Genomic DNA, 17,851 nt, shown 5'->3' with positions numbered 1-17,851 from the left:
GCTCTCCCGAGGACTTTGATCCTTTGGGAAGGCCCTTTCCTTTTGTCAGTGTGCCCGCTTCATTTCACTAATCCATACCCGTAACCTACACATGACGCCGCTCCATCAAATTAATGCCTATGCCCATGCACAACACCCCGATGAGCAGCAATTTGGTAATCGGGATCCAGAGATCCGCGATGCCATTGCCGTACACAACTATTCCCGTCAATGCTTTCATAGCATGCGTCAGCGGAATGACTTCCGCGAGGCCAAGCAGAATCGGATTCGTGATTGTGCCTGGCGGCATATATACCCCGCTGATGAGCGGCATGATCGGAATGATGGACGGAAACAACGTCCCAAATTGCTCAGGCGACTGCAAGATGCCAACAAAGAGCATGGATAAAGCGACGATGGTCAGTGTGTAGATCACAGTGACTAGCAGCAGCAAGCCGAATTGGTCGCCTAGGTCGAAGCCGAAACCATACCGAAAGATAAGCAGCACCAGGATGATCTGCAAGATGCCGATCACAGAGCTGTATAGCAGATGACCCATATACATCTCTGTTTTTCGGACAGGAGACAGTATCAGCCGATTCCATACGCCGGAGGCTTTATCCTTCGTAATCGTATTTACCTTGAAACCAATGGTAAACATGACCAGGAATAACGAAAATCCGAACATCAGCTGAAGTCCCATATCATGTGAAACGAGTTCTCCCCCACCCTGCGACTCGGATTGGAGACGCAAGGGTGGCTTCTCCATATAAGCATGCACGTGCTCGCGAAATTTCGTTTCATCTTGCAGGTTCGCCGCTGCGGCCCGAAGCTGCAGCTCTCGTTCATAAACCGTACGGAGATGCTGATCAGCTAACTGGGCATATGGGTTATCCATTGCGGCTATGATGCGATAATCGTCCGAGACCAGCTTCACGGCGAGATCTGCGCGTCCCTCGCGCACTTTCTTTCTTGCCGTCTGTTCATCCTCCATTCGAAATTCGAACGTATCGTTTTGATTCAGCCATTCGATCCACTTGGCTTCGGACTCATCAACCGCCCCGTCTGCGGTGAAGATGTCAATCTTGATCTTGCTATCAGCCTTCCCTCCGAACATCAGCGTGGCCAATATGCTCAGACCGATGAACATGATGATCATCCATGGATTCCGCTTTTCTTTCATCCATTGCGATAATAAGATGGGCGCCATCAGATCCGCCCCCTTCGTGGAAAAATCCATAAACTCGCAGCTAGAATAACGATGAAGAACACCCCTTGGTACAGGATCGGCAGCCATAGTTCTTGAAACGGACTACCCTGTATCCACTGAATCATGGACATTAAAGCCAAGCCGTTGGGGGTTACGCTGCCAATGCTCATCAGCCAATCCGGCAAAATATAGATCGGCACCAGATTCCCTCCGATAACGCCAAGCACGAGAAGCAGTATGAATGAAATGCCGGTTGCGACATCCGTGTCCTTCATTCGGAAGAGCATGGCCGTATAAAACGCAGATAACGCCGCAACCGTTAGACACATCATGAAGATAATGAAGGTCAAACCGATCCAGAAGATCAGGGATTTCCCCGGAAAAAGCTGAAACAGAAAATGCGAGACGATCAGCAGGACCGCAGATTGCAGCAGAGACATGCAGAAGGTCGACCCAACCTTACCGGACAAGTAGCGAAATGGATGGGTTCCGGCAAGAAGCAGACGCATAAACACCATCTCTCGCTTTTCTGTGATCGATTTGGACGCCGTCGTTGTGGAAACGGACAGCGCAAAGAATATACTGACCGCCAGGGCGTAATATTGGAACGAGGTGATCATGTCCACACCTTCAATTTGTTCCAATCCCCCGACAGGACTGTTCGCCAGCGCAAGCTCGCCCTCACCCTTGCTTTCCTGTTCTTCCATTCCGCTGTCCAGCGCAGCTTGATAATTAACGGCACCCAAAAATCCATCCAGCATATTTTGCAGAACATTCACTTTCATTGAATTCTCTAGCGCCGTCAAAGTCAGCACCGCACCGTCCCCCTCATGCAGGAGCAGCCTGTTAAGCGCAGCCAGCGTATACCCCTCAGGAACTGTTAGGACGGCCTCCACCTTCTCTTCCTTCAGCTGTACCTGGGCAGTCTGGTCATCCAAAGCAGCAACTTGAAGAAATTCCTCCACATCTTCGCTGCCGAACATATTCATTAATAAGGCTTCCGGTTGGAAATTCGCAGCTGCCTTACTCAATTCGTTCTTCTCTTCCGTGCTGATTGACAAACTCTTTAGACTTTCCTGAAAGGCATGGACTCCCTCTTCATGCCGGTCCTTCACGACCAATGCAACTCTCATCTCAAGGGATTCATTCGAATTCTCTACCCAATTCGGCAAGGCAAATCCAAGAATTAGGATTAACACTAATGGCATAAACAAAGCAATCAGCATCTCTTTCCGGTCTCTCCAATAGACGAGAAAGTCTTTTTTGAAAAATACGCCCAAGCGGCTGTCCCTCCCCTCAATCCCGAAGCTTGCGGCCGGTCAAATGAAGAAATACATCCTCGAGACTTGGCGACTGGATATGAATATTCTGAATCTGCACCTCATGGCGTTCGGCAGCCTGCACAATACCGGACAGAATGTAACTGTTCTTCATGACAATGAGCTTCAGCCCATGATCCGTCTCCTCAACCTGCCTGACGCTTTCTAAGGAGCGAAGCTCCTCGGCCAGCTCCGGATTCGGGCGATTCAGCTGGATGATCAGCGTATCCTCACCGGACAAGATGTGCTGCAGCTCCTCCTTAGTACCCGAAGCGATAATCCGCCCGTGATCCATGATGTACATCCGGCTGCACAGCTGCTCCACCTCTTCCATGTAATGGCTTGTGTACAGTACCGTTGTCCCTTTGTCCCGGTTTAATCGCCGGACCGTTTCAAGAATATGATTGCGGGATTGCGGATCAATGCCCACGGTCGGTTCATCCATGATGACGATTTGCGGATCATGCAACAGAGCAGCTGCAATATTGATCCTTCTCTTCATGCCCCCGGAATAGGTTCGAATTAACTCCTTCTGGCGATCCCGAAGACCGACCGTCTCAAGCAGCTCCTGAATTTTGATCTCCAGTTCCTTTCCGTTCAATCCATATACGCGCCCAAAAAATTTAAGGTTTTCATACGAGGTCAATTCCTCATACAAGGCAATTTCCTGAGGCACCACGCCTAATACGGTGCGAATGTCCTGCGGATGCTTGAGCACGCTTTTGCCGTTCAGGCGCACATCGCCGCCCGTCGGTTTCAGCAAGGATGATATCATGGAGATTGTTGTCGATTTCCCGGCGCCGTTCGGACCGATCAATCCGACGGATTCTCCCCGGTCCAGATACAGGCTGACTTCCTCCACAGCAATCTTGCCCTTAAACACTTTTCGAAGTTCTACGGTTTCCAGCATCATGTCCCCCCATTCTCGATATGAACCCTAACGTGCCTTGTTGCCCTTCGTTCATATCGTCCTCCACTGCTACAAGTGTATATGCAAAAAGGCAGTGCCATCACTGCCCTCGGTCATTGCTTTGATTCCGAACCATGACTTCAGTCATGTTAGGTTCGGATTTAACGGGATATCGTCCTCTCTCGCGAATCAAACCACATTGTGCCGTATAGCATAAATCGCCAGCTGTGTCCGGTCTCTTAGATCAAGTTTGTCCATAATCTGGCTGACGTGATTCTTGATCGTTCCGATTGACAAACCCAGCTCGTCTGCGATTTCGCGGTTGCTGCGCCCTTCCCCTACCAGACGCATGATGGACAGCTCCCGCGGGGTAATCGAAGCATCAACGACGGGTGCTTTCTTATCTCCCAGCAGTTTGGGGATCACCTTGGCCGCCACATCCTCCTGGAGCGACAATCCACCGCTCAAGCAGCTTCGAATCGAGCGGATCAAAGCCTCCGGCTCCGCCTCCTTCAGCATGTATCCGCTTGCCCCGCTCTTTAGCGCCTCGACCGCATACTGATCGTCGTTAAACGTCGTCAGCATCAGCACTTTTGTCTTCGGCCAGCGTGAACGTATGATGCGGGCAGCCTCCAAACCGTTCATCTCCGGCATTCGGATATCGAGTACGACGACATCAAAGGTATGGCTTTCGCATAAAGCCACAGCCTCTTTGCCGTTACCTGCTTCACCGGCAACCAGCATATCCGAATCGCTTTCGATCATCATCTTCAGACCTTGACGAACCATGGCCTGATCCTCTGCCAATAATATACGTATCAGCGGACTCCCTCCTCTATTAACTTGGACATGAATAACGTTCCGCGAACGATAAATTGGTTGTCGTACTGGGAGATTTGAAGCTCGCCCCCAGCCTCTTCCATTCGCTCTCGCATCGCTTTTAAACCATAGCCCTCCCGGTGTATATCGCGTTTCCGGTGATACGGATTGCTTACCTCAAAACGGAAAATGCCGCCTCCCGGCGCTTCAAAAATGATATACACTTCTCGCATGCTCCCATGCTTCATCGCATTGGTCATGGCTTCCTGAACCGCACGGTATACCGCAATGGATTGGATATTGTTTAAAGGTACGGTTAGGGCTCCATGCCGCGCCGTTAGCGTTACGCGCATAAAGCTCTCGGATTCCAACCGCCGGAGAAGCCCAATGATCGCGGGCAATCCGCTGGTCTCCTGCTGCTTCATGGATTTCACCGCATTCCTGGTCTCCTCCAGACTTTCCTTGGCAAGGGCTTTAAGCCCCTTCAGAACCTCGGCGGTTTCCCCGTCTGCCTGCATCCGGTGCATCTCAAGCTGCATGAGCAGTGCCGTTAATTTATGCCCGACGGAGTCATGGATATCGCGACCCACTTGAGCCCGCTCCTCTTGCCTGGCATGCTGCTCATCGGTAATCAGGCGACGTTTCAAATTACGATACTCACTGAGCAGCGTTTCATATCGCACTCTTGACTCTTCATTACGGGAGAAGACGGTGCGAAATAAGGCCAGCCCCATCGCGAGCATAACCGAGTATAAAACGAGGAAGAACCACGGAAACTCGGGGTATCCGAACAAACCCGGCACCATGGCACCTGCAGCCAGAACAAGACCAATGCAGGCAGCATGAACGAACGGGAGCCGATACACGGCTTTTCCCGCCAGGATGGAATAAACCAGCAGAATGTACGGGTTCGTTGCAGTCGTATTGGTCGGCCATAAGGAGATAACGGAAAATACCGACGCTACGAGCAGTGTGACAAATAGCATTGCAGGTCTGGCACGGAATAATGGCGCCAAAAAAAAGGCCATGAAAAAAATGGCGCTGCTCCCCAACCTCCAAGGCAACTGATCCGGATTAACATGCTGGAGCACAGGGGCGAAGGCACCCAGCCAGCTCAAAACAAGAAATAAAAACCATATCCAGAACGACCGCACTTGCTCCCCTCTCTTTCCTATCAAGAGTTTCACAATTTCCAGAAAAAAATCCCGTTCCAATTTTTAGTTATATCATATCACATGCCTCGTCGCGCCTTTGGGTGAAATAAGTAAACTGGAAATAAAAATTCGCTTCGAATTTATTGTGAAAAAATATACATACACCTTTAAACCCTTACCAATACAGGGATTTATTCGGCAGGCTTAGGGGTCGATTGCGGCGAAAAACAGGCCCGGAATTGTGACGAAACTGGTAACTCTCGTGAATGTTTGAACAAAGTATGAACTGCCTCAAAACCGCGCCACTACAATGATTTCGCTCACAGCCGTACCCTTTTGTAACAAATTGAACACATAAAATTACATACATTGACACGAATGTGGATTTATTTGTTAATTATACAAGTTTATGTGTTTTGCAAAGCCGACCGGAACTTTCTACTATAGATGTGTCAGTAACATTGAATCGAACGAACGTTTCAAGGAAAGGGGTACATCATGAACAAAAGAGGGCCGTTATTTGCATTGTTATTATGCTTTACCTTGCTCTTATCGGGATGCAGCTTGCTCACGGTATTAGATCCGAAAGGACCGGCTGCCAGAACCCTATCCGATACAATCATATTCTCCATTCTCATGATGGTCGGAATTCTAGCGGTAGTTTACGCGCTCTATATCTACATGCTTACCAAATATCGAGCCAAGAAATCCAACGAAGGTTACGAGCCGCCTCATGAAGAGGGCAACAAATGGCTGGAAATTCTGTGGACCGCCATTCCGATTCTGATCGTTGCCGTGCTCTCGGTCGTAACGGTCAAAACGACGGTGGCCGTCGAGAATGTGCCTGAAGGCTACGAGAACCAAGAGCCTCTGGTTATTTACGCTTCCTCCTCGAACTGGAAATGGCACTTCAGTTATCCGGAAGAAGGAATCGAGACTGTCAATTACGTGAACATTCCGACCAATCGTCCAATCGAGTTCAGACTGTATTCATTCGGTCCGATCACAAGCTTCTGGATTCCTCAGCTTCACGGACAGAAGTACGCGATGAGCGACATGATCACCAAGCTGAACATGGTTGCCGACGTGCCGGGTTCGATGATGGGCCGTAACGCGAACTTCAACGGCGAAGGCTTTGCCCATATGGAGTTCGAAGCTCTTGCCATGACCTCTGCCGAGTACGATGAGTGGGTTAAAGATGTAAAGGACACCGCGCCTGAACTGAAGGAAGATGAGTTCAAGAAGCTTCTGGATACCGCGCATGTCGGTCGGATGACTTTCTCCAATACGCATCTGGAATTCAGTCCGCCGCCATCCGAAGATCATCACCATGGCGGCGATGTCAACGGCAATGAGGAGCATCAGGACCATAAAGACGTCCACCCGGATCCTGCAACAACGGAAGAAACGGAATTTGACAGCGAAACGAACGTGGATCCGAACGAACCGCTGCCGAACTTCCCGGCTGAAGAAAGCCCAAATCATCAACATGAAGGACATTAAATCGGTGCGTGAAACGTTGTTCACCCGATCTACTTCATACATCCAGAAAGGAGCTAGGCCTTTATGAAATGGGACGAATTTTTCGTTACCGGTGATCCGTTAATTTACGGCGCCATGGTGAGTATCGTGCTCGTCTCGCTCGCAATCCTCTTCGGTTTGACCTATTACAAGAAGTGGGGTTACATGTGGCGGGAATGGCTGACGACCGTGGATCACAAAAGAATTGGTGTCATGTACATCATCTGTGCATTGATCATGCTGTTCCGCGGAGGCGTGGACGCGATCATGATGCGTGCGCAAACCGCCGCACCGGAGATGAAGTTTCTGACCGGTCAGCATTATAATGAAGTATTCACGACTCACGGGGTCATCATGATCCTCTTTATGGCCATGCCGTTTATTTTCGGTCTGATGAACGTCATCGTTCCGCTCCAGATCGGCGCCCGTGACGTAGCATTCCCTAAACTGAACGCAATCAGCTTCTGGTTGTTCTTTGCCGGCGCGATGCTGTTCAACATTTCCTTCGTTATCGGAGGTTCGCCGGATGCCGGCTGGTCCGCTTACTTCCCGCTGGCCAGTATCGAATTCAGTCCGACGGTCGGCAATAACTACTACTCTCTGTCGCTTCAAATCTCAGGGATTGGTACGTTGCTGACAGGTCTTAACTTTATCGTAACGATACTGAAGATGCGTGCTCCGGGCATGACCTTGATGCGCATGCCGATGTTTACGTGGTCTGTATTGATCACTTGTGTCATCATTATCTTTGCTTTCCCTGTACTTACGATTGCGCTCCTGCTTATGATGTTCGACCGCATCTTTGGTTCCCAATTCTTCACGATGGCGAACGGCGGTATGGATATGCTATGGGCCAACCTGTTCTGGGTATGGGGTCATCCTGAGGTGTATATCGTTATTCTGCCGGCATTCGGTATTTTCAGTGAGATTATCTCGGCCTTCTCCAAAAAGAACTTGTACGGTTATAGCTCCATGGTATTAAGCATGGCGATTATTTCCGGATTGTCCTTCCTGGTATGGGCCCACCATTTCTACACGATGGGTCAAGGGGCCATGGTCAACGGTTTCTTCTCCATCACAACGATGGCGATCGCCGTACCGACCGGGATCAAAATATTTAACTGGCTCTTTACGCTTCGCAAGGGTCGAATCAGCTTTACGACGCCGATGCTCTACTCGCTTGCCTTTATCCCGATCTTCACGATCGGCGGCGTAACCGGCGTTATGCTGGCGATGGCCAGTGCCGACTATCAGTATCACAATACGATGTTCCTGGTTGCCCACTTCCACTATGTGCTCATTCCAGGCGCGGTATTCGCCGTCATTGCCGGTTTCCATTACTGGTTCCCTAAAGTGTTCGGCTTCCGTCTGAACGAAAAGCTGGGCAAAATCGCATTCTGGTTCATTGCCATCTCATTTAATGTAACGTTCTTCCCGATGTTCTTCCTGGGATTGATGGGGATGACCCGTCGTACGTACACCTATTCGGCCGAAACCGGCTTTGGCCCGCTGAATATGCTGTCGATGGTCGGCGCAATTGGACTGGCGATCGGATTCATCATTCTGGTATACAACATCTACTGGAGTACACGTTACGAGCCGCGCGACAAAACAGGAGATCCATGGGATGCACGCGCACTGGAATGGTCAACGCCAAGTCCGGTTCCTGTATACAACTTTGCGGTAACACCGAAAGTCAAGGGCCGCGATGCCTTCTGGTTCTCGAAGAAAAACAACGAGCCGCTTTCGGATGAGAAAATCACGAAGATTCATATGCCAAGCAACACCGGTAAACCGTTTATACTGGGTATCGCCTTCTTCTTCCTTGGCTTCTTCCTGGTATTCAGCTGGTGGATTCCATCCATCGTTGCGGGTATCGCGGTATTGATTATTTTGGCAACCATGTCCTTCGACCGTGATCACGGATACTACATTCCGGTTGAAGAGATTGTTCAAACCGAACAGAAACTGCGGGGTGATACGGTATGAAAATAGATGCCACTCAGCCGCTGGAATATGGAACAGAGGAAAACCGTAATCGAATATTTGGCTTCTGGCTGTTCCTCGGAGCTGAAATTGCGCTCTTTGCCACCTTGTTTACCGTCTACTTCGTTCTCGTGAACCGCTTTGCCAGCGGTCCGAGCGGAGCGGAAATCTTTGAAATTACGCCGGTCCTGCTTGAAACGTTCCTGCTCTTAACGAGCAGTTTCACCATCGGTTTGGCTGTTCATGCGATGCGTCTGGGACTGAAAAAGCAGATGATGATCTTCATGGTCATCACCCTGCTGCTGGGTGCGGGATTCCTCGGAATCGAGATCTTCGAATTCTTCACCTATGTGCATGAAGGAGTAACGCTCTCAACCAGCGCCTTCTCCTCCAGCTTGTTCACATTGCTTGGCACGCATGGAGCTCACGTTACCTTCGGTCTCCTGTGGGGAGCTGCCATTCTGATTCAACTTAAAAAGCATGGACTGGATCATTCCACAGCCAACAAGTCCTTCATCTTCTCGCTCTATTGGCACTTCCTGGACGTTGTGTGGATCTTCATTTTCAGCTTTGTATACTTGAAAGGACTGATGTGACATGATAAAACAGCTGTTTCCAATTAAGCATGTAGCGGGTTATATATCGTCTCTCGTCCTTTCAGCAGTTGCACTCGTCGTTCTGCTGGATATGCCGGCAGCTTCGAAAATGGCCGTTCTGCTGGTGACCGCTATCCTGCAGGCAGCCGTTCAGCTCATGCTGTTCATGCACGTCGGGGAAAGTGATGACAAAAAATCCGTTTACATCAACATTGCCTTCGCTCTGTTCGTTGGCCTTGTCACGATTTTCGGAACGCTGTTCATCTTCGTATGGGGCTGGTATGCTTAATCCTGCGAATATCTCTGAATTTGCAACGTAACGATGAATGTTCGCAGCCTGAACATATATCATCCCATATCATAGAGGGTATCCCAAAAGATGTTAGATCTGGCGGGATGCCCTCTTTTTCTGTTTTACGACGCAGCGTGTACGAATCGATAAGACAATAGGAGGTTCCATTAGTTATGTCCAGACTCCATATCCAAAATCTCATCAAGCTCGCCCTGAAGCTTCTTGGTCAGAGTCTGTTCGTCACCAATGATCCAGGCGTGATTGTACGGAGCCTCCCCATTGGACGCAGCACTTTGACGGCGGATCGATTCAACATACTTCGTAATGGAGCGTGGCACCCCGTCTCGCTCCGTAAACAATAAAGGGGCATGCTTACCCATATGGGACAATGGAGCGGCTGCAATGGACAATACGGGCGAATCTGGCGTCGAGAACGAGAGACTGTATCCCGACGATTGAACGCCCCAACCGAAGCCTGTTACGGGATCATTAAACTGCGCGAAATGAACGGCATTCTCGAATGGGTCATCCCCGGATATTCGCGTCACCTTACCATATTGCCGCAGCTCGTCCTCTACTGCCCGGGATACCACCTTTTCCGGACCGATGATATAGATATTCGCTTTCCCTTTCCGCTTACGAAGCGCCTGTGCCGTTTCTTCAGGGACATTCTTCTCGCCAACATACAGCATTGTTTCCGGCATATGGGCAATCCAGCTCACCGCTGGGAGCGTATAATCCGGACGGTCCATCGATCCGACAATAACCGAGGTGGGTACAGATCCGGATACCTTAGAAGCATATTCATCAATCGCGGCTGCGGCTGCTTCAGGTTCCCCGGCAGCAATGTGATCAAGCTTGTATTCAAGCCCGTTCAGCTCCTTCATCACCTGATCCGAGATTGGTCCGACGGTGATAATCTCAATGCCCTTGTTATGCTCCGCTCCCCTTGGCTTCAACCGCCGCAGCTCTTCCAGCGTTTCCTTGGGAATCCCCTCTTTTTCCACAAACAGCAGCGGCCCTTCGCTAAGCTGCGTCAGATCGACGCTCACAGCCGCTATGGACCATTGAGCCGCATCCACCAGAATCACCGTCTGCGGACGACTGTGCTCATTCGTGGACTGCCACAGCGTCTTGGAGGTCAATACGGCCGCATTTACAGGATCGGATGTATTCAATCGAATGGTGTTCTTCGTAGCGGACCATGGTACAGGGACATCCTTCAGCAGCTCTTTGCTGTGAACAGCCGAGGGGATGGAGGGTTCGGAATGACTTTGAGTCTGACTCCATGCGAGGATGCCTGCCGTTAACAGGGCAAGAGCCCAGCCAGCGATCATTTTTTTCACCGTATATTCCTCCTGTCTCACAATGAAGTCTCTCTAGGACTGATCTACTCCACTCTTGATGCTGTTTAAGCTACAGATCTTCCATTAACTTCTCCTCGTCCATATCCAGCGGCAGGCCTGGACGATCATTGGTTCGGTTTCGCACCCATTGCTCCTTCAGCATCTTCACAAACACGTCATCCCGGGACAGCCAGACGCCATACTGCCGCTTCATGTGCCGCTCCGCCTCCTCGAACGATCTGAACCGGAATGGGAGAGGTTCCCCGTTCCACTCGACAATCCATTCACCGGCGTTGGCATAAACAAACAGCAGATCCTCGCCCCAGCTTTCGTATAACACGCCGGACTCCGTGCCCTTAATGTTGAACTGATTCCGCGAAGCATCGAACCGGATCGGTTCCAGCTCGAACGGTTCAGCAGCAAATAACTGATACACTTCCTCCGTGATCGTGCACCCCGCTGCTTTGGGATGACCGCCTCCCCCGTACCGCATCGCCACATCGGACACGTCCACGTGATCATGAATCGTGCGAAGGCTCATTTTCCTTCCCCCATGTTCAAGATAGCAATGTAATCAAGGTGGGGATACGTCGTTCCCAGTTCGCTGGCAAGTTCAGAGTGATAGGATTCGGCATATACGATGCCTACGCAATGCTCCCCCACGAAGGTCTGGATGAGCTCTCGCTGCTTGCGGCGGATGTAACGATCGATTTTATTCTCTTCCATGTCCAATATTTTTTCTTCAAACTCATCAAAGAAGAAGCCCCCTTGCTCCCGCAGACGCTGCGTCATCTTGCTCTCAAACTCGTCAAGGGACAACATATAGAACAAATCGTTCAGGCGTTTAGCCTCAACCTTCTGGTTCTCTTCCCATTCCCACGTATCATAGAGGCGAACCAGCTCTACGAATTCATCCAGCGCTTCACTTCTGCCCAGATGTCCATGCTCGATTAAATATTCATAGAATAACGAGGTTGCCGATGCCAAGCGGCCGTCCCGATGCGTGACGTCCACTTGCCCCCAGCTATATTCATTCAAGTGAAGAGCCGTTTTATGGTGATCGATAAGCTGCACCTGCCCTCCCTCTTCAACAAACACGTTCAGTTCCTTCTCCATATCCGGAGCGACCGACAAATCCGTAATAAACAACACATCATACGGATTATCCTGCAAGGAAGTCCGATTCAGATACCTTGCGACTTGTTGATTCAATCCGTGAATGGAGTTGTAACGGACATCAATTCCTTCGCCGAAAGCGCATTTGGCGATAATGCCGCAACCGACACCATCCAGATCATTATGGCTGTACAGATGATACATAGGTGACTTCCTCCAAACAGTAGGTTGAATGTATAGCTGATCCAAGTCTTTCATCCCTTTACAGTTCCCTAAAATCTGCCGTTTTAACCCCCTGTCAGCCCTACCCGATGGTACAATGTAACAAAAAAAAGAAGCAGCTTTAACAGCCGCTTCTTTTTGGATAATTAATTTATTATGCCTGTTGAACAGGTCTCGGTCCTTTGGTTGCCATAACCTCATACATGCCGTGGCTGGAACTGATCACATGCTCAGGCTGCGGCTTGCCGCGGTTATCACGATGTCCTTGAATATGCGCGGGACTGGTCTCCCAGCGTTTCCACGCCTCTTTGGATTCCCAGCGAATCATAACGATAACCTCTTCCGTTTCGTCGGTACGCTTTGCATTCTTGACAAGGACATTCAGATCAATGAAACCTTCAATTTCTTCTATGGGTCCGGGCTTGCTGAAACGCTCTACAACCAGATTGGATGTGCCTGCCTTAACAATAATCGTTTTCGTCTCGATCAACATATTCAACGAACACTCCCTTAGCGAAAATAACCGTAATATGAACGATATTCTTTCATTCTAAATGATAACGATTATCATTGTCAAATTTGATCCCCTTACCCGAAAAACAAAAAATCTGACCAGCAAAGTCTGCTGATCAGATCGTCATTAATTCAGTGAAACGTGCTGCATGGAATTGCAAGCTGTGCAATCCTCCTGTAAATAAAAAAGCGAAGTAAAGCCGGCCTTCTTCAGCTTGCGCGCAGCCAGGATTCCATCCGAACGCTTGGGCGTTACAATGACCACGGAGTCATCGGGTTTCAGCTCCTGCTCCCACACATAAGGCAACCTTCCGAGAGAGATGTTAATCGTCTCTTTCCGCGGACAAGCCATATAATCGGACACATCACGTACATCGAGCACTTTCAGATTCGGACATTCCTTCTGGGCCTGTCGAAGATCACTGCACTTCATGAACCGCAAGCCAGATATAGGTACATACCTTCGGTAATATAAACTGAGTATAAATATAATCAGAGCGGCAGATGCAATCAGCACAAAGCATTCCCCCATCATTGTCATGTGCATCGACTTGATGCTTGGTGAGCATGGAACATTTAACTTTCATCCCCTACCCCTACGGGTATATAGTATGTGCTTCATGCCTAAATGTCAATACATCATGACAGAGCGCATTCCTCAATTTCAAACCCTAGGTCTTCAATCAATCCCCAGTCTGCGTTATGGGCCTGGCCTTCTGTTGTTAAATAATCGCCGATGAAGATCGAATTGGCCGCATATAATCCCAACGGCTGCAAGGAGCGCAGATTCACTTCACGTCCCCCTGCAATCCGAATCTCCTTCGTAGGGTTAACAAACCGCATCATGGCAAGAATCTTCAAGCACATCATCGGGGTCAATTCTTTACGCCCTTCAAGAGGAGTGCCTTCAATCGCATTCAGAAAATTGCAAGGAATCGAATCGGCTCCAAGCGACTTCAGAGCAAACGCAATCTCCACCCGTTCTTCCAGGCTCTCGCCCATTCCGAAAATGGCTCCGGAACAAGGGGACATTCCGGAAGAGCTTGCCTGCTTCACGGTATCTAAGCGGTCATCGTATGTATGCGTGGTCGTAATCTGTTCATAGTTATCTTTGGAAGTATTCAGATTGTGGTTATATCGATGCACGCCGGCATCAGCGAGCTTGCGCGCATGATCCTCATTCAAAAAGCCCAGACAACAGCACACCTTCAGCTGAGTCGTCTGTGTAATCTCCTTCACCGCTGCGACTACATGATCTATCTCCCGATTGGAAGGACGACGACCGGAAGCAACGATGCAATAGGTTCCCGCCTTCCGGCGAATCGACTCACGCGCGCCTTCGAGAATTTTGTCTTTGGTAAGCCATGCGTATTTATCAATAGGCGCTTCCGACACGATGGACTGGGAGCAGTATCCGCAATCTTCAGGACACAGACCGGATTTTGCGTTAACGATCATGTTCAGCTTAACCTTGTTCCCATAATACTCGCGGCGGATTCGATATGCAGCCTGCATAACCGTCAGCAGTTCCTGATCCTCGCTGTTGAGAATGGCCAAAGCCTCAATCGGCGTTATTTCATGCCCTCGCACAACGTGATCAGCCAGCTTCGCCCAATCATAATGGATTTGAGTCGTCATATCCTTATTCTCCCTCTCTGTTTAAATGTAAACCATTTTATATCATGATTAGGTTAACAATAAGAGTAATAATAGCATAGATGACAAAACCGTGACAATCCTTCATGGCAGCTTTTACAAAAAAAAGGATTGCTTCATCCATGCCTGCTTCGGCTTGATAAAACAATCCTCTTCCTCGTTAATTATTCATTGAGCTTTATGGCGCTCGCTTGGGCAGCATTTTCACATATTCATCGGACAGCTTCATTAACTGCAGAATATAGTCGTAATCGCCGCGATACCGCGTGATGTCCGTGACGGGCTCGAGCGTCTTCAGTGAAACCGCCGTGCCATCCTCAAATCCGTCACCGGGAACGAACAGAATGTCATTATTAAAGAAAGAGCCTGTCGGCAAATAATATCTCATCCCGATTACATTGCGGTCCACATTCAGCAGGTCATGCCCAAATGCGTTAAAGCCTTCATCGTCAAGCGATACGCCTAAAAGGTTAGCGACGGTTGGCAGAATATCGACCTGCCCCCCTACCTGCTCGATGACCTTTCCTTCCTTCATGCCAGGTACATGAATGACAAGCGGGATATTAAATCGGCTGACCCGCTCATGGTAAGGAATGCCCAGCGTTGACGAGATCATCTCGGCGTCGGCTTCTGCCGGATTGATGCCGAAGTGATCCCCGTACACCACCAATACGGTATCATCCCACAATCCGTTCTGCTTCAGACGGTCAACCAGAGTACCGAGTGCATAATCCGAATAATTCACCGACTTCAGGTAATTCCCCAGATGGGTCCCTTCCAGTTCAGCCGGCAGAGTGATCTTCGCAAATTCATCCTTCACATGATATGGCGAATGGTTGGATACCGTGATGTAATGGGCATAGGTAGGCTTGTTCTGCTGTTGATTCTCCAGCAGCTTATCCACGCCGACACGGAACAGCTCTTCATCGGAAGGTCCAAACTCATTGAAGTTATCATTCGTGAAGTAGGGCTTGTCGTAATAATGCTGAAAATCAAGCGCAGGGTACATTTTGCTTCGATCCCAGAACTTCACGTCATTCACGTGGAATGTCGTCGTAACATAACCGTGCTTGTTCAAGAGCCGCGGCAGACTTGGCAGCTCTTTATTCCCGAATCCGGTGGACATCGCCACCGTTCCGGTTGGATAAATCGATGTATTGACCGCAAATTCGGCATCCGAAGTGTTGCCTTGCCCGATCTGTTGGAAGACATGCGGGAAATACAGGCCGCCATCTGCGAGCTGGTTCATCACCGGTGTCAGCTCCTGGCCATTCAAGGACTGACCAACCGGAAAATTCTGCAGCGATTCCATCTGAACGATGATCAGATTTTTGCCTTTGGCAGCGCCGTAGTAGTCCGGCTTGTCCTTTGCTTCCTTAACGTAAGGATAAGTCGCCAGGAGCTGCTGGGAGCGCAGAATCGTGTCTTGCAGACTCCCTTCGGCCAGCGCACGGTTCTCCTGCGATATCCGGATCACGGAGGAAACCTGGTAATTCATGAATCCCATTTGCTCCGCTCGCACGATTTCATTCTCGATTCCCCATTCTTTACGGATGATAAGTCCGGACAGAACACCCGCAATGACCAGCACAACCATCATGGATATGCGCCACTTCATGCCAGGCCTGCGCGAATAGGAAACGGAATAACTGGAACGGACTCCACCAAAATGCAATCCTCCTCGGGTGCGGGAACGAATTTTTCGAACCGCCCATATGATCAACAGGACCAGCAGGTCCAGGAAGAAGAGAAAGTGCTCCGGCTCTAACAAAGCCGTAATGCTGGCTCTTACCTGGTTTACTTGCCCGATCCCCGCAAGCGCGGTATATGTCGGTATGGACCCGAAATGAACGTTATAAACAGCGGACGCAAACATGATGAACGATAATACGACATTTAGGATCACATAGACCATCTTTTTGCCTCTTACCGGCAGGAGCAGCTCCAGAAAGCTAATCAGCGCCAGCAGGGATAGCGCGTCGGTGAGCACCTTCCCCCATATGACCCCATTAAACAGAAACACTCTTAGAAGGATCAGCTTCAATAAGAGCGTCAAAAAAACGAGTATGCATAATCTCAACCTTTGTTCAAGGTAGCGTTCCATTTTCCATTCCCTCTTTTGTGTAAAAATAATGTTAAATTGCAGCTTCCATTATAACAGGAATGTAAACGTCAATCTAATCTGCCCATTCCTTCGCCCTCCCTGTCAATTGTCCAATGCATGATCCTTACGTATCACGTAGGATAAAGCATCCCAAACAAAAGGCTGGAGGGTATAAGACATGAAGATGGTTGTAACCGGCGGAGCAGGCTTTATCGGCTCCCACCTGGTGAACGGACTCGTGAATCAAGGCTATGAAGTCCATGTGATTGATAACCTCACAACCGGAGATCCAGGTCGCCTTCACAGCGAGGCGATTTTACATGTAACCGATGTAAACAGCCAGCAGACAACGGCGTATATCTCCGTGCTGAAGCCGGACGTTGTGTTCCACTTGGCCGCACAGGCCGATGTGCAGCGGTCGATCAAAGAGCCTCAACTTGATGCGGATGCGAATGTAATGGGCACCATCAATGTACTTGAAGCTTGCCGCAAGGCTGGAGTCCGTAAGATTGTGTTTGCATCGACTTCTGGCGTATATGGAGATCTGGAGAAATCTCAGCTGACGGAGGATGATCCGGTTAATCCAATCTCCTTCTATGCCCTATCCAAGGTGGCAGGCGAGCAATATATCCGCTTATACCACCGTTTCTTCGGCCTGCAGTACACCATTCTTCGTTATGGGAATGTCTACGGTCCGGGTCAGACTGCGAAGGGGGAAGGCGGTGTTGTGGCGGTATTTGGTGACCGTCTGCGTCAAGGTGCTCCGTTTCATATATTCGGCAATGGCGAGCAAACCCGGGACTTCATTTATGTCAAGGATGTGGTTGAAGCAAACCTCGCCTCCATTCAACACGGGGACGAGAGCGTTCTACATGTTAGCACCGGCACCGGCCATACCGTCAATTCACTCGTCGATCACATCAGCAGACTGCATCCTGACCGCATTGATGTTCACTATTTGCCCGCGAAGAACGGCGATATTCTGCACAGCTGCCTGAATAATGAGAGGACCCGGGCATTGCTGCAGTGGAGTCCGTTATTTAGCCTGGAAGAAGGCATGGAAGAAACCTACCGCCACTGGCTTCGCACATCCTGATTCGGCCAATGA

Annotated in this window: 15 protein-coding genes and 1 pseudogene; 5 read left to right on the top strand and 11 right to left on the bottom strand. The window is 49.7% G+C overall.

The annotated features are described in order from the left end of the window. Positions 1-85 precede the first annotated feature (85 nt). The 5 genes from BJP58_RS32845 to BJP58_RS32825 all read right to left on the bottom strand — a co-directional run bounded on the left by BJP58_RS32845 (position 86) and on the right by BJP58_RS32825 (position 5,265). Positions 86-1,189 (bottom strand): ABC transporter permease, encoded by a 1,104-nt coding sequence (locus tag BJP58_RS32845; protein ID WP_194542151.1) that lies wholly within the window; start codon positions 1,187-1,189, stop codon positions 86-88. Then, positions 1,189-2,469, bottom strand: a complete 1,281-nt coding sequence (locus BJP58_RS32840; protein WP_194542150.1) for an ABC transporter permease — start codon at positions 2,467-2,469, stop codon at positions 1,189-1,191. Before BJP58_RS32840 ends, BJP58_RS32845 begins: the two co-directional genes overlap by 1 nt. A 16-nt stretch (positions 2,470-2,485) precedes the next feature. Continuing rightward, positions 2,486-3,418, bottom strand: a complete 933-nt coding sequence (locus BJP58_RS32835; RefSeq protein ID WP_194545148.1) for an ABC transporter ATP-binding protein — start codon at positions 3,416-3,418, stop codon at positions 2,486-2,488. A gap of 189 nt (positions 3,419-3,607) precedes the next feature. Next, the gene (locus tag BJP58_RS32830; RefSeq protein ID WP_194545147.1) at positions 3,608-4,240 is read right to left on the bottom strand and encodes a response regulator; all 633 of its coding nucleotides are present in this window, start codon (positions 4,238-4,240) and stop codon (positions 3,608-3,610) included. Beyond that, positions 4,237-5,265 carry a sensor histidine kinase gene (locus BJP58_RS32825; protein WP_233354825.1) on the bottom strand — a complete coding sequence of 343 codons (1,029 nt, stop codon included), beginning with the start codon at positions 5,263-5,265 and terminating at the stop codon, positions 4,237-4,239. Before BJP58_RS32825 ends, BJP58_RS32830 begins: the two co-directional genes overlap by 4 nt. Positions 5,266-5,889: 624 nt before the next feature. On the opposite strand from BJP58_RS32825, the gene qoxA reads away from it, so the two are divergent. The 4 genes from qoxA to qoxD all read left to right on the top strand — a co-directional run bounded on the left by qoxA (position 5,890) and on the right by qoxD (position 9,783). Further along, positions 5,890-6,894, top strand: coding sequence for a cytochrome aa3 quinol oxidase subunit II (gene qoxA / locus BJP58_RS32820; protein ID WP_194542149.1), 1,005 nt, complete (start codon positions 5,890-5,892; stop codon positions 6,892-6,894). Between the two features lie 63 nt (positions 6,895-6,957). Beyond that, positions 6,958-8,901, top strand: coding sequence for a cytochrome aa3 quinol oxidase subunit I (qoxB, locus tag BJP58_RS32815; RefSeq protein WP_194542148.1), 1,944 nt, complete (start codon positions 6,958-6,960; stop codon positions 8,899-8,901). After that, on the top strand, positions 8,898-9,494 hold the full coding sequence (gene qoxC, locus BJP58_RS32810; protein WP_194542147.1) for a cytochrome aa3 quinol oxidase subunit III: 597 nt from the start codon (positions 8,898-8,900) through the stop codon (positions 9,492-9,494). The genes qoxB and qoxC overlap by 4 nt, the downstream gene beginning before the upstream one ends. Before the next feature lies 1 nt (position 9,495). Further along, positions 9,496-9,783, top strand: coding sequence for a cytochrome aa3 quinol oxidase subunit IV (gene qoxD / locus BJP58_RS32805; protein WP_194542146.1), 288 nt, complete (start codon positions 9,496-9,498; stop codon positions 9,781-9,783). 170 nt (positions 9,784-9,953) lie between these two features. Here qoxD and BJP58_RS32800 read toward each other — a convergent pair whose 3' ends face one another. The 6 genes and pseudogenes from BJP58_RS32800 to BJP58_RS32775 form a co-directional block, all read right to left on the bottom strand. Continuing rightward, on the bottom strand, positions 9,954-11,123 hold the full coding sequence (locus tag BJP58_RS32800; protein ID WP_233355180.1) for a cell wall-binding repeat-containing protein: 1,170 nt from the start codon (positions 11,121-11,123) through the stop codon (positions 9,954-9,956). Positions 11,124-11,202: 79 nt separating this feature from the next. Further along, a pseudogene (locus tag BJP58_RS32795) lies at positions 11,203-12,452 on the bottom strand (DHH family phosphoesterase). Between the two features lie 172 nt (positions 12,453-12,624). Continuing rightward, positions 12,625-12,963 carry an antibiotic biosynthesis monooxygenase gene (locus BJP58_RS32790; protein ID WP_071224335.1) on the bottom strand — a complete coding sequence of 113 codons (339 nt, stop codon included), beginning with the start codon at positions 12,961-12,963 and terminating at the stop codon, positions 12,625-12,627. A 147-nt stretch (positions 12,964-13,110) separates the two neighbouring features. Further along, positions 13,111-13,416, bottom strand: a complete 306-nt coding sequence (locus BJP58_RS32785; RefSeq protein ID WP_233354824.1) for a rhodanese-like domain-containing protein — start codon at positions 13,414-13,416, stop codon at positions 13,111-13,113. Positions 13,417-13,622: 206 nt separating this feature from the next. After that, on the bottom strand, positions 13,623-14,621 hold the full coding sequence (gene bioB, locus BJP58_RS32780; RefSeq protein ID WP_194542143.1) for a biotin synthase BioB: 999 nt from the start codon (positions 14,619-14,621) through the stop codon (positions 13,623-13,625). Positions 14,622-14,817: 196 nt separating this feature from the next. Then, complete coding sequence (locus BJP58_RS32775; protein ID WP_194542142.1) at positions 14,818-16,743, bottom strand: LTA synthase family protein; 1,926 nt, start codon at positions 16,741-16,743, stop codon at positions 14,818-14,820. A gap of 178 nt (positions 16,744-16,921) precedes the next feature. Between BJP58_RS32775 and BJP58_RS32770 the strand changes: the two genes are divergently transcribed. Beyond that, positions 16,922-17,839 (top strand): NAD-dependent epimerase/dehydratase family protein, encoded by a 918-nt coding sequence (locus tag BJP58_RS32770; protein ID WP_194542141.1) that lies wholly within the window; start codon positions 16,922-16,924, stop codon positions 17,837-17,839. Positions 17,840-17,851 lie beyond the last annotated feature (12 nt).

Origin of the sequence: Paenibacillus sp. JZ16 (genome assembly GCF_015326965.1) — a bacterium.
In the GTDB taxonomy this organism is placed as follows: domain Bacteria; phylum Bacillota; class Bacilli; order Paenibacillales; family Paenibacillaceae; genus Paenibacillus_AQ.
Note: the sequence above shows the minus strand (reverse complement) of the source record. Positions and strands in the feature narration are given on the sequence as shown.

Bases quoted from the DNA above. Each gene is read 5' to 3' on its own strand.
- BJP58_RS32845 (WP_194542151.1), bottom strand. From the start codon at position 1,189: ATGGCGCCCATCTTATTATCGCAATGGATGAAAGAAAAGCGGAATCCA.
- BJP58_RS32835 (WP_194545148.1), bottom strand. From the start codon at position 3,418: ATGCTGGAAACCGTAGAACTTCGAAAAGTGTTTAAGGGCAAGATTGCT.
- BJP58_RS32825 (WP_233354825.1), bottom strand. From the start codon at position 5,265: ATGGCCTTTTTTTTGGCGCCATTATTCCGTGCCAGACCTGCAATGCTA.
- qoxA (WP_194542149.1), top strand. From the start codon at position 5,890: ATGAACAAAAGAGGGCCGTTATTTGCATTGTTATTATGCTTTACCTTG.
- qoxB (WP_194542148.1), top strand. From the start codon at position 6,958: ATGAAATGGGACGAATTTTTCGTTACCGGTGATCCGTTAATTTACGGC.
- qoxC (WP_194542147.1), top strand. From the start codon at position 8,898: ATGAAAATAGATGCCACTCAGCCGCTGGAATATGGAACAGAGGAAAAC.
- qoxD (WP_194542146.1), top strand. From the start codon at position 9,496: ATGATAAAACAGCTGTTTCCAATTAAGCATGTAGCGGGTTATATATCG.
- BJP58_RS32800 (WP_233355180.1), bottom strand. From the start codon at position 11,123: ATGATCGCTGGCTGGGCTCTTGCCCTGTTAACGGCAGGCATCCTCGCA.
- BJP58_RS32790 (WP_071224335.1), bottom strand. From the start codon at position 12,963: ATGTTGATCGAGACGAAAACGATTATTGTTAAGGCAGGCACATCCAAT.
- BJP58_RS32785 (WP_233354824.1), bottom strand. From the start codon at position 13,416: ATGAAGTGCAGTGATCTTCGACAGGCCCAGAAGGAATGTCCGAATCTG.
- bioB (WP_194542143.1), bottom strand. From the start codon at position 14,621: ATGACGACTCAAATCCATTATGATTGGGCGAAGCTGGCTGATCACGTT.
- BJP58_RS32775 (WP_194542142.1), bottom strand. From the start codon at position 16,743: ATGGAACGCTACCTTGAACAAAGGTTGAGATTATGCATACTCGTTTTT.
- BJP58_RS32770 (WP_194542141.1), top strand. From the start codon at position 16,922: ATGAAGATGGTTGTAACCGGCGGAGCAGGCTTTATCGGCTCCCACCTG.